General features: G+C 67.0%; 11 protein-coding genes and 1 pseudogene. 4 read left to right on the forward strand and 8 right to left on the reverse strand.

Going from position 1 to position 13,670, the window contains the following annotated elements; genetic code table 11:
* Nucleotides 1-16 precede the first annotated feature (16 nt).
* The 3 genes and pseudogenes from ACWGKS_RS15450 to ACWGKS_RS15460 form a co-directional block, all read left to right on the forward strand.
* Nucleotides 17-2,383: a TPR repeat region-containing protein gene (locus ACWGKS_RS15450; protein WP_452455375.1), complete on the forward strand. Its 2,367-nt coding sequence runs from the start codon at nt 17-19 to the stop codon at nt 2,381-2,383.
* Between the two features lie 47 nt (nt 2,384-2,430).
* Nucleotides 2,431-3,711 carry an outer membrane protein assembly factor BamB family protein gene (locus tag ACWGKS_RS15455; protein ID WP_452455374.1) on the forward strand — a complete coding sequence of 427 codons (1,281 nt, stop codon included), beginning with the start codon at nt 2,431-2,433 and terminating at the stop codon, nt 3,709-3,711.
* A 191-nt stretch (nt 3,712-3,902) separates the two neighbouring features.
* Nucleotides 3,903-4,227, forward strand: a pseudogene (locus tag ACWGKS_RS15460) (AIR synthase-related protein); the annotation flags it as partial.
* A gap of 62 nt (nt 4,228-4,289) precedes the next feature.
* Here the strand turns inward: ACWGKS_RS15460 and ACWGKS_RS15465 are convergent.
* Nucleotides 4,290-4,562 (reverse strand): helix-turn-helix domain-containing protein, encoded by a 273-nt coding sequence (locus ACWGKS_RS15465; RefSeq protein WP_358503997.1) that lies wholly within the window; start codon nt 4,560-4,562, stop codon nt 4,290-4,292.
* A gap of 157 nt (nt 4,563-4,719) precedes the next feature.
* Between ACWGKS_RS15465 and ACWGKS_RS15470 the strand changes: the two genes are divergently transcribed.
* Nucleotides 4,720-4,968, forward strand: coding sequence for a hypothetical protein (locus ACWGKS_RS15470; protein WP_358504000.1), 249 nt, complete (start codon nt 4,720-4,722; stop codon nt 4,966-4,968).
* A gap of 37 nt (nt 4,969-5,005) precedes the next feature.
* Here the strand turns inward: ACWGKS_RS15470 and ACWGKS_RS15475 are convergent, their stop codons facing one another.
* From ACWGKS_RS15475 to ACWGKS_RS15505, 7 genes are all read right to left on the reverse strand, one after another.
* A complete protein-coding gene (locus ACWGKS_RS15475) occupies nt 5,006-6,901 on the reverse strand; it encodes an endonuclease/exonuclease/phosphatase family protein (protein WP_452522928.1) in 1,896 nt (631 codons plus the stop codon).
* A gap of 116 nt (nt 6,902-7,017) precedes the next feature.
* Nucleotides 7,018-7,209 (reverse strand): hypothetical protein, encoded by a 192-nt coding sequence (locus ACWGKS_RS15480; RefSeq protein ID WP_358504006.1) that lies wholly within the window; start codon nt 7,207-7,209, stop codon nt 7,018-7,020.
* A 206-nt stretch (nt 7,210-7,415) separates the two neighbouring features.
* On the reverse strand, nt 7,416-7,733 hold the full coding sequence (locus ACWGKS_RS15485) for a hypothetical protein (RefSeq protein WP_358504009.1): 318 nt from the start codon (nt 7,731-7,733) through the stop codon (nt 7,416-7,418).
* Between the two features lie 105 nt (nt 7,734-7,838).
* Nucleotides 7,839-8,810, reverse strand: coding sequence for a glycine betaine ABC transporter substrate-binding protein (locus ACWGKS_RS15490; protein WP_358504012.1), 972 nt, complete (start codon nt 8,808-8,810; stop codon nt 7,839-7,841).
* A complete protein-coding gene (locus ACWGKS_RS15495) occupies nt 8,803-10,773 on the reverse strand; it encodes an ABC transporter permease (RefSeq protein ID WP_452522930.1) in 1,971 nt (656 codons plus the stop codon). Before ACWGKS_RS15495 ends, ACWGKS_RS15490 begins: the two co-directional genes overlap by 8 nt.
* 1 nt (nt 10,774) lies before the next feature.
* A complete protein-coding gene (locus ACWGKS_RS15500) occupies nt 10,775-11,941 on the reverse strand; it encodes a quaternary amine ABC transporter ATP-binding protein (protein WP_358504018.1) in 1,167 nt (388 codons plus the stop codon).
* Entirely contained in the window at nt 11,938-13,512 is a 1,575-nt protein-coding gene (locus tag ACWGKS_RS15505; RefSeq protein ID WP_358504021.1) for a GMC family oxidoreductase, read from the reverse strand. Before ACWGKS_RS15505 ends, ACWGKS_RS15500 begins: the two co-directional genes overlap by 4 nt.
* Between the last annotated feature and the right edge of the window lie 158 nt (nt 13,513-13,670).

Consider the following 13,670-nt stretch of genomic DNA (forward strand, 5'->3'; position numbering starts at 1 on the left):
CTTCTGGGGAGCGATCATGGGTTTCAGCTACACCGAAGATGACGCGAACCTGTCAGGCCTCATCTCCGCCCGTATGGATCTGAACCGCATCTACACCAAACTGCGGGGCGACACCGTACAGTACAACGACATCGTGGACACCACCGCGACCGAGTTTACCGATCTCATCAGCGACTCGATTCGAACTGTGGCGACAGAGAATCAGGAAGCCTGGCAAAGCGCGATAATGGCCTGTATCTGCGTGCACGGGGTCATCGATCAATGGATCTCGGACGTTCAATGGTATCGAAACCGCATCGATGAGATCGAGACCGAATTCAACGCGGCGGTCACCGGAATCGACGATTTCACCGCCTACACCGCGATCGAGGCCTCGCACAACAGTCAGGCTCGGATTGCCTATGAGAAATTGGAAGAATATTCCGATGCCTGCTCGGACATGCTCGCCGACGGCCCGACACCCGAGACCGTGCGCAAACTGATAGAGGCGGGCCACTTGGGCATGGCTCCCTTCGCCGTGACGGGTGAGCACGAGTACTACCCCTATGACGAGACGGCAGGTGAGGACCTCGCCGAGCGGATCAGGAGCGGTGACTACGGCGGGAACTACGACGAACTGCACGACGCGGCACTCGCCTTGTCCGAGAGGGCGGCCAACGCGGCGCAGAACGGCGAGGAACTCTCCGATAGTGAGTTGGACTTCTTGGAAGCCGTGCTCAACGGCACCGACGACGTCATGTTGGACCTGCATGACGATGGTTTTCGCGGTGAACCCAGCGCCTCGCAGCAGCAAGAGATCGCCGCGATGTTGGGCATGTCGATCGTGGCTCTGTCCCATCCCTCCACCGGTGGCGGGCATGACCGTCTCCCGGAGAGCGTCCGGAACCTCTCCGAAGGGTTCAGTGCGGGCTCGGGTTACTTCATCGGCGGCCCGGGGCGGTCGAGCACCGGCTACGAGCGGTGGCTAGAGGACGCCGCCGGACTGACTTACCTACTCGATGGAGCACGTCACCCCAACGGGACGCCGATGGAACTCGGTGAGGAGACCTCCCTCAAGTTCACCGCCGCGGTGAGCGAGGTGGCGGGTGCCCTTCCCAGCGAGCACAACCGCAACGACCTGACCGTCACCTACAGTCCGGACGAGCAGGAACAGACAACCATGGCGAGACTGCTCGGGTTCTCTACGGCCAACGAGGATGCCAACCACTCCCTCCTCACTAATGGTTCCGAGCCCAACGGACGAGACTCCGAGCAAATCCTCACCGACCTGTACACGTTCGACTGGAACGATGACGGTCGCGCTGTGGCCGGCCTCACCGACTGGATCGAGGACTTCCAGAACAGCGACGACCCGGACAAGGTCGACCAGGGATCCGAAGCCTTCCTCGCACTCGTGGACACCATCACCACTCCGGAAATGCAAGAGCGACTTGGCGAGACCGGACACAGCATCGAGGGCGAAGAGAATGATGTCACCTGGGAGAACGTGTCTTTCACACATTTGAACCCGGAGATTGCCGGTTCCTTCACGAACCTCTTCCTCAACAACATCGAATCGATGGAGAGCGTCGCCGGATTCAACTTCAATGACGACGGGGAACAAGACCCGGAGATCTACGCGGTGGACAACGAGTACTTGGGGGATGGGGTGATTCAGCTCGACCCGATGACACGGCTAGCCTTCGCGGAGTACATCGTAGGGAGTGAAGACGCCGCGACCAGACTGGAAACCGCGTCGTTCTTCCGAACGGAGGAAGCGGCCTCAACGTACTTCGCCGAGTACCCGCCCGATGTCTCCGAACCCAGGGCTGCGGGTATCTTCGACGCGCTCATCGAGGAGGCCATCGAGAACGAACATCAAAATCGCTTGGACGCCACCAACAGCGCCATCGACTACAAGAACCAGGTGGCAAACAACTCCGTCGACATGACCGCAGCGATTTTCAATGAGATCCCTGCCCCCGGGGTCAGCACGGTCAGTGAGGTGATGAAGCAGGGCTTCAAGGAGGTTCTGGCCACGGACCATATCGATGTAGCGAGGGATACGAGTTCTGACTTCTCCTCCGTGTCTCTGGACAACCGGGCGACGATCCACGCAGCGATGGCGGTGGAGAACAGCGGAGAACACACCTTCGGTGAAGAAGTCGACTACCTGCGCGACCCCGGTACCGGCGAGATCAGCCTGAACCCCCATCTCTGGATGGAGGGTGAGGGTGAGTCCTCCTTCGACGCGACGGCTTACCAGGAAGCCATCGACAGCATCTACGGCGATCTCAGAGACGAGAAATGGCCTGGTGCCGAGAACGAACTGGGAAACACGGTCATCAGTGATTTCAGTCGTTTCAACATGGCGGGCAGGGAGGCCCTCGACTCACGGACCTAGTAGGGCGCCTTCCTCACACGACCCCTACGTGACGAAAGATGCACGACGTGAGAAATCGAAGAAACCTGGCTGTTTCCGCCGTCTGTCTGGCAATGATGATGTCGGCCTGCTCCCCCTCCCAGGAGGAGAGTCACGGCCCACAGCCGAGCGCCGACCACAACGTCGCCGAGGAGGGGATATCGGCTCCAGACGCGGTCTCCTCCGTGAGTGGAATCGGTTGGGAGTGGCGGCCCGGCGAGGGCGAGCGGGTCACGGAGGTGCACCCTGGCCCCGTCGGCGCCGTGATCGAACTGGCGGACGGACTTGTCGGGCTGCGGGGTGACACCGGTGACGAACTGTGGCGATACCGGGTCCCCGGCGCCGAGGGGTTCTCCACCTCGTTCTCTCCTTCTGGGACGAACGTCTTGGTGACGGCCATGGATGAACCGGACATCCTGATGGACACCGCGACCGGCGCGTCCCTGGCCGAGGACGTCGAGGGCGGTGGTGACGCCCGTCTGCTGGACGGAGGTCGCCTACTACACCGGCGAGGCGAGGCGACCGAGGCCCTCTTTGAGGTGAGCGACCTGGAGACCGGAGAGACCCTGTGGAGCCAAGAAACCCCGCAAACCTGCTCTGACGGTGGACCGACCCGTCAGATCTCCACCTCGCATCACAGCGACGCGATCGTCCTTTTGCTGCACTGTTCGGAGGACACCTCGGAGGGTGCGCTTCGCGCTCCTGCCCCCGACACCATCAATGCCTTGGTCGCACTGGATCCGGCCGAGGGCCAAGAGCTGTGGCGTGTGGAGTCCGAGGACACCGAGGGCCTGGGGATGGCGCAGACTAACATGTTCCAGAACGCCTTGGCCGCCGACCTTCCCGGTGAGGAAGGATGGCTGATCATTGATCCCACCGACGGCACCACCATCGCCGAGTCGCCGAAACCGGTCCTGTCGGTCCACGAGGACGGGTACCTAGCCGGCCCGGACCCCCTGGCCGAGGACCCGACTCATGAGCTTCGAACCTTCGACGGCGAGGTGACCGCCACCGTCACGGTTTCCGACAACCGTCTGCCCGCGGACACCCCGGAGAGCGCCGTGGGCCTGCCCGAACACCTGCTCGGCATCGACATGGAACGAGGTACGCCCGAAGACGCCATCAACGTCCTCCTGACCCCATGGGACGGCGAGGGTGGTACCGAAGTCATCGACGCGACCATCACCGAGACGGCGAGCAACCTCGACCCGGGACGGCTCCTTGCCGTACCCGGGGCAGTGCTCGTGTACGTTCCCGTGGAACGTTCGACGGGCATCGACACGGTCGAACACCTAGTGGCCCTCCAATAAGAGGGAGGTCGGGGCCATGGTGAAGGCGAGAGAGGACTGCTGAGACTACGGCACCCATCACTCCGAAAGGCCCACGGCGATGTCCGATCTGGGATCGGTTCCGGAAGGCGGATGAGAGCTGAGATCGCTGTGCTGCCGATCTCCGTCGACATGACGGTCCTCTATGACGAGGATGTCATGACCCTGTCCAGACCGAAGGCGGCCTGGGCGTCGCGCTGGCCGAGTCGGCGCTGCGCGGCGGCAAGGGTCTGCGCGTGGAACTGGACGGTGACGCCTTCACGGAGCTGTTCAGCGAGTCGGGCGCCCGCGCGATCGTCGCGGTCGAGCCCGGCCAGGAGGAGGGAGGAGGAGTTCGTGGCCTTGGCCGGCGAACACGGCGTCCCGGTCACCCAGATCGGCACGGTCGGCGGTGACAGCCTCACGGTGACGCACCCGGGAGGCGTCGTCGAGGTCGCTCTGACGGACCTGCGCACCTCCTACGAGGCGGCCATTCCCGCCGTGATGGACGGCGTGTAGCACTTCAACGTGATCGAGGGGGCGTCCCGGCCGGGGCGCCCCCTTTCGCCGTTCCCGGAGCCTCAGCCGACCTTCAGTTGCTCATCGCCGAAGTCCGCGATGATCATCAACGTGCCACCGAGCGCCGAGACGTAGCGGTCGAGTACGTCACGGGTGGAGACGTCCCCGGCCTCGATCTGCGAGATTCGGGCGACGGAGATCCCCATCCGCTCCGCCACCTGAGCCTGGTTCAGTCCTCGGTGCTTACGCATCTCCATCAGGCGCCACGCCTGTGCCCGGTCACGGAGACGTCCCACACCGGCCTCGAATTCCTCGGGGCCGCCGGCATCGGCCACCGCCCGTTCCAGGTGCCCGGCCCGCTTCTGCTTGGATTCTCCGAAAACTCTCGCTCTCGTTCCTGGAGCGCGGTGGTTCTGGCCTCCCTCCGTCGCCGCCCCCGGGGCTAAGGTCTCGGGCCGCTGGGGTAGGACTGTGGGGAGGAGGTGGACGCACATGGAACGCGCCAGACGCGGAAGGCTGAGGGGCGCTCTCGGGAGTCACGACCGCCCGGCCAGTGCCCTGGGTTTTCGGCTGATCCTGGCCGTGTTCGGGGCTCTGGTGTTGCTGCTGGGAACGGCGGCCGCCATGCTCTGGACCGACGAGACCTGGTTGGTGGTGCTCCTGGGCGCCGGGTTCGTCGCCGCCTGCGTCAACGTCTACTGGGTGAGCAGGCGCCTGCACTACGAACGCCCGAGCCACTGACGGTCCCGACCCCGGAGCATCCGCCCCGGGGTCGTTCTCATCCTTCCGGCCGGTGGGTGAGGGTGACGGCGACGGGGCGGTGGTCGGAGTGGGGCACGTCCGGGTTGGCCGGGTCGCTCGTGGTCAGTTCCTCGGTGACGAGGATGTGGTCGATCTGCTGCTCGGAGCGGGTGTCGGCGGCCATGGTGGGGAACGGGCGCACGTCGGCGAAGGCGTCGTGGAAGTCCTCCCCCAGTGGCAGTTCCTCGGGTTCGAAGTTGAGGTCCCCGGCGACCACCACCGGTGTCCCTCGTTCGTGGGCGCTCGCCGCGATGTCGAAGAGCGCGTCCAGCTGTTCCCGGGCGGTGCGATTCCCCAGGTCGTAGCCCTCGGGTTGCAGGTGCGTGGAGACCACGGTGACCTCGGTGCCGTCGTGGTCGACGGCGACCTCCAAGGCCTGTGCGCCGGTGGGGCCGCTCTCGGGCAGAACGTGTCCGCGCACCGAGGAGACCGGAAGGTTCGTGAGCACCGCGTCGCCCCAGAACGGGCCGTCGGCGGGGCCCCAGTAGGCGGTCATGCCCAGGTCCGCGGCGAGCAGGGACAGCCCGTCATGGCCACCGTTGAGCAACCATCCGCGGTCCACCTCGCTCAGCGCGATCACGTCGGCGTCGAGTTCGCGCAGGGTGTCGGCCTGTTCGGCGACGGAGAAACGTCCATCCATCCCGAACCCCATGCGTACGTTGTAGGCGGCCACGCGTAGACCGTCGGTGGAGGGTCGGGGTGCGTCGGCCTCCGGTCGGGCCAGGGGCGCGGCGATCGTGACGACGAGGGTGAGCACGGCCGCGACGGCGGTCGCCGGGAGCACGTGTTCGGGTGGTGGCGGCACCGCGCGTCCCATGCGGGGCAGGACCGCCACGGCGAGCAGGAGCAGGGCGGCGAACGGCACGTAGGTGTTGGTGACGTGCAGGTCGTAGGCGGCGTAGAAGGCGAACACCAGCACCACGAAGCCCAACAGCCCCAGGGTGGCGAGGACACCGGTGCGAGTCGGTGAGGCCGCCGTGACGGTGTCCGTGGCGGCCCATCCCGCGCAGGCCGCCAGGGCGAGTTGTCCGAGCAGCGGGGCGATCAGGGTCCAGGCCGGCAGTGCCCCCGACGCGTCGCCGGGCAGGTGTGCGGCGAACGCCAGGGTGGCCAGGGCCGCGAGCAGTACCGCCAAGGGCGGGTGGGGGTTCGGGGAGACCCATCTCGGGTGGGCGGCCACGGCGATGGAGGCCACGGCGACCACCGCGAGGGCGGACGCCGCGTAGGGGGTCCCACCGATCGTCTCGGCCACCGCCGGGTTCGCGGTGTACAGACCGGAGAGGAAGAGCAGCGGCCCCAGGGCGAGCCAACTCCGGGGCGGGGTCGGCATCGGTGGGACCGAGGTGGCCCGCCAGGCGCGAATCGAGGCGCCGAGGTAGGTCACCGCCAGAAGCGACACACCGACCCAGACGAGCACGCCGTCCCGCCACAGCGGGTCCAAGGTGCCGAGCACCGTGTGCAGCGCGGCCGACGCCGCCACCCCGGCGACGACCCCGGTCATCACCCCGAGCGCGCTCACCCGGCCGTCGGTCACCGTCGCCATCACGGTGCACACCAGTCCCACCACGCCCAGGCCGACCAGGGACGAGGCCAGGTACATCTGCGGTCCACCGCCCTCGGTGGCCTGGAGCACCACCCGGCCGACCGCGAGCAACCCGCCCGCCGACAGTGCCAATCCCAGGGACGGCACCCATCGGGCCAGGTACACGAACGGGAAGGGCGCCAGGAACCAGACGAGGGCGAACGCGCCCATGAGCGCGGGCCCGGTGGCACCGGCCTGCCCGAAGAGCGTGATCAGCGAGGGCAGGAAGACCCGGAGTACGTCCAAGAGCAGGACCGTGCCGAGCATCGTGACCAGTCGTCCCTGGTGCATGCGGATCCACTCCGTGGAAGGGCGAGGGCATGAGGGATTCTCACCTCTACCACCCCACGGAGCAAGGGGCCACGACCGAGGGCGGGACCGATCGGCCCCGCCCTCGGCACCCTGTGTCAGACCGTGATCAGGGGGACCCGATAGTTGACGAAGGCAGCGATCTCGGAGATGTCCCCCGGGTCGGAGGTGACCACTGTGAACCGCGTCCTGATGGCGGTCAACACCACCATCGCGTCCACCACATCACTGGTCGCCGACGCACCGAGTAGGGCGCCGACGCGCTTGGCCGCGACTTCGTCGAAGGGCACTACCTCGCAGACCTTCACCAAGCGGGCCATAACCGCTTGGCGAGCCCCTTCACGCCATACCTGCGCCAGAACGGTGGCCGGCAGAAGTGGTCGACGCCCGGCCCCGACCTCCTGGAGACAGTAGGTCCATACACTTCCCTTGGGCTTGGCCTCCGCTTGGAGGAGAGCTCCCGCATCGAGGATCAGGCCTCGGGGACGCAGTACCGTCATTCCTCGGCCACCTCGCTCACACGGTCCAAATGCGCCAAGGCTTCCTCGCCGGCCTCGACCTCATCCAACGGAATGGGTCCGCCGACACCAGAAGCCTCCAGGTCGGCCCTCGCCTCGGCCCTTTCCTCAGGTGAGGGTTCGCCGTGTTCGGCGAAGTGCGCTTCCAAGGCCGCCTGTGCCTCAGCGAGATCCGCTTCTCTGACCGCGGCCTTGTTCAGCCATCTGGAGAGGGGGATGCCTTCGCGCGCGGCCGCACGGCGAGCACGTTCGACGGTCTCGGACTCAAGGGACACGGAAAGCTTCTCAGCGGACATACCTCCACGGTAGACGAAAAGTAGCAACCGGGTAGCACTTTTCCCGGAACAATGGGAGGGGGTGGAGATCGGTCGGCCTCCACCCCCTCCCGGTGTCGCGTGTGATCAGCGGGTCTCGTAGCCCTCGGGGAGCCACTCCCGCCACACGTCCGGGTTCTCGTCCACCCAGATCTCCGCGGCCTCCGACGGGTCCAGCCCCTCGTCGGCGATCATCGCCGCGACCTCGTTCTGGTCGGCGTTGGTCCAGTGCCAGTCGTCCAGGAACCGGTAGGCGTCGCCCCCGTCCTCGACGAAGCCCTTGCGGAAGATCTTGTTCAGGTCGTAGAGCGGGTAGTCGCAGTCCACGAACTCCAGGTCGGCGTCACAACCGTCGTAGTAGTCCGGGAAGTCGACCTTGACCAGGTCCAGTTCCTGTTGCAGCCACTGCGGTTCGTTGAAGTAGAACAGGACCGGTTCCTCGTTGGCGTACCGGCGCCGCACCTCGGTGACCTGGGACGCCTCGGAACCGGCGTAGACGATCTCGATGTCCAGGTCGAAGGCGTTGATCATCCCCTGGTCCTGGGTGGCGAAGCCGGGCGAACCACCCAGGAACTCGCCCTTGTCACCGGTCTCGGCGGTCCGGAAGATCTCGGCGTGCTCCTTGATCCCCTCCAGCGTGGTGATCTCGGGGTACTCCTCCGCCACGTAGGCGGGCATGTACCAACCGATCACACCGTCGTTGCCGGTGGACCCACCGTCCACGACGGTGTCGTTGCCCTCGGGGCCGTACAGCTCGTACAGGTCCTCGTGTCCCCAGTTCTCCAGGATCACGTCCAGGACCCCCTGGTCGAGGGCCTGCCACGAGGGCTGTTCCTCCAACCGGACCAGCTGTACCTGGTAGCCCATCTCCTCCTTGAGGACGTGCTCCAGCACCACGGCGCTGGCCTCGTAGCCGACCCAACCGTTGACGGCGATCCGCACCGTGTTGGGGTCCCTGGCGATCTGGTCGGTGCGCACCGCGCAGGAGCTCACCATCACCAACGCCAGCCCCACCACGGCCAACCGGAGCAGGGTGTCCCTTCTCAGCAACCTAGGCACGGTGTGCCCTCCTTCCCTGCGTGACCCGATCCAGGAACAGTCCCAGGCAGACGATGGCGAGGCCGGAGGCCAGACCCAGTCCGAGCAGGTTCTGGGAGAGCCCGAAGACCACGTCGAAGCCGAGCGAACCGGCGCCCACCAGCGCGCCCATGACCACCATGGACAGCACGAGGATGATGCCCTGGTTGATGGCGAGCAGCAGCGAGCCGCGCGCCATGGGAAGTTCCACCTTGGTGAGCAGCTGCCACCTGGTGGAACCCTGTGACTCGGCCGCCTCGATGGTGCCCGCCGGCACCCCGCGGATTCCGTCGTTGACCAGCCGGATCACCGGCGGCAGCGCGAAGACGACCGCCGCCGCCAGGGCCGGGACCCGACCGATGGTGAACAGTGCGACCGCCGGGATCAGGTACACGAACGGCGGCAGGGTCTGCATGGCGTCCAGGATCGGCCGCAGGATCGCGGCGAAGACGTCGTTGCGCGACATCAGCACACCGAAGACCACGCCCAGCACGATGGTGAGCGCGGACGCCACCAGGACCTGGGACAGGGTGTCCATGGCGTTGTCCCACACACCCAGCAGGCCGATGGCGACGAAGGCCGCCGCGGACACGATGGCGACGCGCCCACCCGCGAAGATCCAACCCAGCGCGGCGGCGGCCAGGACCACCAACCACCAGGGCGACCCGGTGAGCAGGTCGCTGAGCGGGCTCAGCACCCCGTTCAACAGCCACGTTCCCAATGCCGCGGTGAAGCCGCCGATCGTCGACTGGATCCACTCGTAGACGACGTTGACCGGGGCCGCGACGTCGACCGCCATGTCGCGCGGCCAACCTCCGAGCCCGAAGAGTCGACCGGCCGCGGTCGCCATGATGATCACGGCGAGACCGATCGCCGAAACCGGCAGCCGGTACCGCTCGGGGAGGTTCGGGGCATGCGTACCGTGGCCGACCGCGCCCGTGACCCGGTCCATCGCGATCGCCAGCATCACGATCGCCACACCCGCCTGGAACGCCTGCCCGACGTTGACCTTGGACAGGGCCTGGTAGATGGCGTCACCCAGGCCGCCGGCGCCGATCACCGAAGCGATCACGACCATGGAGACCGCGAGCATGATGGTCTGGTTCACGCCCAGCAGGATGGTGCGCTTGGCCAACGGCAACTGCACCTTGGTGAGGATCTGCCAGGGCGTGGAACCCAGCGACGTGGTCGCCTCGATCGCGCCCTTGGGAACCTCACGGATGGCCAGCGCCGTGATCCGCGCGACCGGTGGGAGCGCGTACACCGCGGTGACGACGGCCGCCGCCGGGTTGCCGATGCCGAACAGCAGCACGAACGGCAGCAGGTAGGCGAACGCCGGCATGATCTGCATGAAGTCCAGCACCGGCCGCAGACCTCGGTAGAACGCCTCGCTGCGTCCGGCGAGGATGCCGAGCGGGACGCCGAACAGCAGGGCGATGAAGACCGCCGTGACGATGAGCGACAGCGTCGTCATCGACTCGTTCCACAGACCCGTCAGCGCGAACACCGCGAAGGTGGCCAGCACCAGCAGCGCCACCCGCCACCCGGCGAACCGCCAGGAGACGAACAGGCCGAGCGCGGTCACGCCCGCCCAGGTGAGGAAGTCCAGGAACTGGTTGATCAGCACGACCGCCGACCCCAGTCCCACCGAGACGTAGTTGAAGAAGTAGAGGAACAGCGGGCTGTCGTTGCGGTTCTCGACCACCCAGGCGTAGATCCCGTCGAGCCACGCCATGAAGCGGTCGCCGATCGCCGTCGGGAAACCGCCCGCCCAGGACGGGTCGCCCATCAGGCGGGCCGCCCAGTATCCGGCGACGAGTACGACGATCACCAGGAGGGCCTGGACCGCGCTGCCGCGCAACCACCCCCCGGTGCCCTTGGAACCCCTGTCTGAACCCGTCGGGCCGGTCGCCGCGGCGCCGGCCGGTTCGGTCACCGTGGCCATGTCACGCACCGTCCCCGGGCGAGGTGACGTCGCCGTGGTCGACGGCCCCCGGGGGGATCTCCTCGACCGTCTCCTCCACGATCGCGGCCACCTGGTCCACGTCGTGCAACTGGTCTTCGGCGATGGCGCGCAGCACGTCGTCGCGGCCCACGTAACCGAGGAGGGTGTCGCCCTCCACGACCCGGACCGGAGCGGTGCTGGCGGCGAGCATCGGCAGGACCTCGGCCAGGACGGTGCCGGGCGCGGTGGTCGGCCCATCGGTGCGTTCCTCCGGGAACGCGTCGCGCACCAGCCACCGGGCGGTGAGCACGGTGGTGCGCGCGACGTCGGAGGTGAAGTCGGCGACGTAGGCGTTGGCGGGGCGGCCCACGACCTCCTCGGGGGTACCGACCTGGACGAGTTCGCCGTCACGCATGATGGCGATGCGGTCGCCCAGCTTGAGCGCCTCCTGGAGGTCGTGGGTGATGAAGACCGAGGTCTTGTTCAGCTCACGTTGCAGCCGGACGACCTCGTTCTGCATGTCGCGACGGATCAGCGGGTCCAGCGCGCTGAACGGCTCGTCGAACAGCAGGACCTGCGGGTCGACGGCGAGGGCGCGGGCCAGACCCACGCGCTGTTGCATGCCGCCGGAGAGTTCGCCGGGGCGCGCGTTCTCGTACCCGGACAGTCCGACCATGTCGATCATCTCGCGGGCTCGCGCGTAGCGTTCCTCGCGCGCCATCCCCCGCACTTCGAGACCGTAGGCGACGTTGTCGATGATCCGACGGTTGGGCAGGAGCCCGAAGTGCTGGAAGACCATCGCCATCTTGTGTCTGCGCAGTTCGCGCAGGCGCTGGTCGCTCGCCTGCTCGATGTCCTCGCCGTCCAGCCGCACCGAACCGGACGTGGGCTCGATCAGCCGGGTCAGGCAGCGGATGAGCGTGGACTTACCGGACCCGGACAGGCCCATCACCACGAAGATCTCACCCGGACGCACCTCGAAGGAGACGTCGCGCACCGCCACGGTGCAGCCGGTCTCCTCCTTGATGCGGTCCCGGTCGGCGCGTTCCAGGTCGGTGCCGATGACCTTGTCGGCGTTCTTGCCGAAGATCTTCCACAGGTTGCGGACCGAGAAGGTCACATCGGAGGTACCCGCGTCCGGTGTCGTTTCGGTGGCCTGGGTACTCATCGGCTCTCCCCCTTCTCGGCCGACCGGTCCTGACGGATCAGGTCGGCGGCGCGCTCGCCCAGGGCGAGGACCATGACCATCGGGTTGGGGGTGGGCAGGGTCGGGAAGACCGAGGCGTCGGCGACGCGCAGCCCCTTGAGTCCACGGACGCGCAAGCGGGGGTCGACGACCGCTCCGTCGTCGTCGGCCGCGCCCATCCGGCAGGTGCCCGCCGGGTGGTAGACGGTGTGGGCGGCGCGGCGTCCGTACTCGGACAGTTCCTCATCGCTTTGGATGCTCGGGCCGGGGGCGACCTCGCGCTTGATCCAGGACTTGAACGGTTCGGTGGCGGCGACCTCGCGGGCGATCCTCAGCCCGTCGACGATGGTCCGCTCGTCGTAGCCGTCGGGGTCGGTGAAGTAGCGGAAGTCCAGGGCCGGCTGGACCTTGGGGTCGTCGGAGGTGAGGTAGAGCCGCCCACGGGAACGAGACCGCGGGATGTTGGGGGTCATGCAGACCGCGTACCCGTCCTCGGGCGAGTCGTAGCCCAGCCGCTTCGTGTTGTCGTCGAAGGGGATCTGGTAGATGTGGAACATCAGGTCGGGGCGCGGGTCACTCTCGTCGCGGCGCACGAACAGGGCCGCGTCGGAGTCCATCACGGTGTTCTCGGGGACCCGCTCGTTGGTCTCCCACATGATGATCGACTCGGGGTGGTCCTGGAGGTTCTCTCCCACCCCGGCCAGGTCGTGGTGGGGCGTGATCCCGACCGATTCCAGGTCCTCGGCCCTGCCGATACCGGACAGCATCAGCAGACGAGGGCTGTCGACGGCTCCGGCGGCGAGGACGACCTCGTGGCGGGCGTTGACGGTGATCCGTTCGCCTTCCTTGGTCGTCGCGCTGACGCCGGTGGCACGGTCGCCGTCGAACAGGACCTTGTCGACCCAGGTCTCCAGCAGCACGGTCAGGTTCTCGCGCACGTCCATGATGGGGTGCAGGTACGCCACCGAGGCGGAGGACCGGTAGCCGGTGTAGGGGTCGTAGGCGATGGACAGGAAGCCGGTGCCGTCGGCGAAGCCGCCACCGTGCGAGGTGAGGGCGTTGAAGTCCTCGACGACCGGGACGCCCGCTGCCTCCGAGGCCGAGGACACCCAGTCCTGGACCATGGCGTTGCGGTCCTTCTCGGCGATCGGGATGATGTTGCACTTGATCCGGTCGGCGTAGGACTGGACGGTGGTGTTGTCCCAGCCCTCGGCGCCGGCGGCGACCCACTCGTCGAGGTCCTCGGCGAACGGCCGGAAGCTGATCAGCGTGTTGTGCGAGGAGCAGCCGCCCAGTACGCGGGCGCGCGAGTGCAGGATGTGGGAGTTGCCGTTGGGCTGCTCCGTGGTCCGGTAGCCGTAGTCGAGTTCGCCGTCGAGGACGCTCAGCCAGTCACGGAGCCGGAGCACGTGTTCGAGGTCGCGGTCGTCGGGGCCTCCCTCGATGAGGCAGACGCTGGTGCCGGGGTCTTCGGTGAGGCGATTCGCGATCACCGAGCCCGCCGTTCCACCGCCGACGATGACGTAGTCGTAGGTGTGTTCCTGATCGGACACGGACCGATTCCTCTCGTTGGTCTCTCGCGGGGATGCCGGGGAAACCGACCTGTGTTGTGTTGGTGGTGTCTTCGGTTGTTCTTCGGTTGTTCTTCGAACGTCGAGGGGACACCCGTCGACGCGGCGGACGGTTCCGCGCCGACGGGTGGCCGGTGGTC

This window comes from Nocardiopsis sp. NPDC055879, from assembly GCF_053615935.1.

Coding starts and splice junctions, on each gene's coding strand:
- ACWGKS_RS15450 (WP_452455375.1), top strand. CDS start 17: ATGGGTTTCAGCTACACCGAAGATGACGCGAACCTGTCAGGCCTCATC.
- ACWGKS_RS15470 (WP_358504000.1), top strand. CDS start 4,720: ATGGAACGCGCCAGACGCGGAAGGCTGAGGGGCGCTCTCGGGAGTCAC.
- ACWGKS_RS15475 (WP_452522928.1), bottom strand. CDS start 6,901: ATGCACCAGGGACGACTGGTCACGATGCTCGGCACGGTCCTGCTCTTG.
- ACWGKS_RS15485 (WP_358504009.1), bottom strand. CDS start 7,733: ATGTCCGCTGAGAAGCTTTCCGTGTCCCTTGAGTCCGAGACCGTCGAA.
- ACWGKS_RS15495 (WP_452522930.1), bottom strand. CDS start 10,773: ATGGCCACGGTGACCGAACCGGCCGGCGCCGCGGCGACCGGCCCGACG.
- ACWGKS_RS15500 (WP_358504018.1), bottom strand. CDS start 11,941: ATGAGTACCCAGGCCACCGAAACGACACCGGACGCGGGTACCTCCGAT.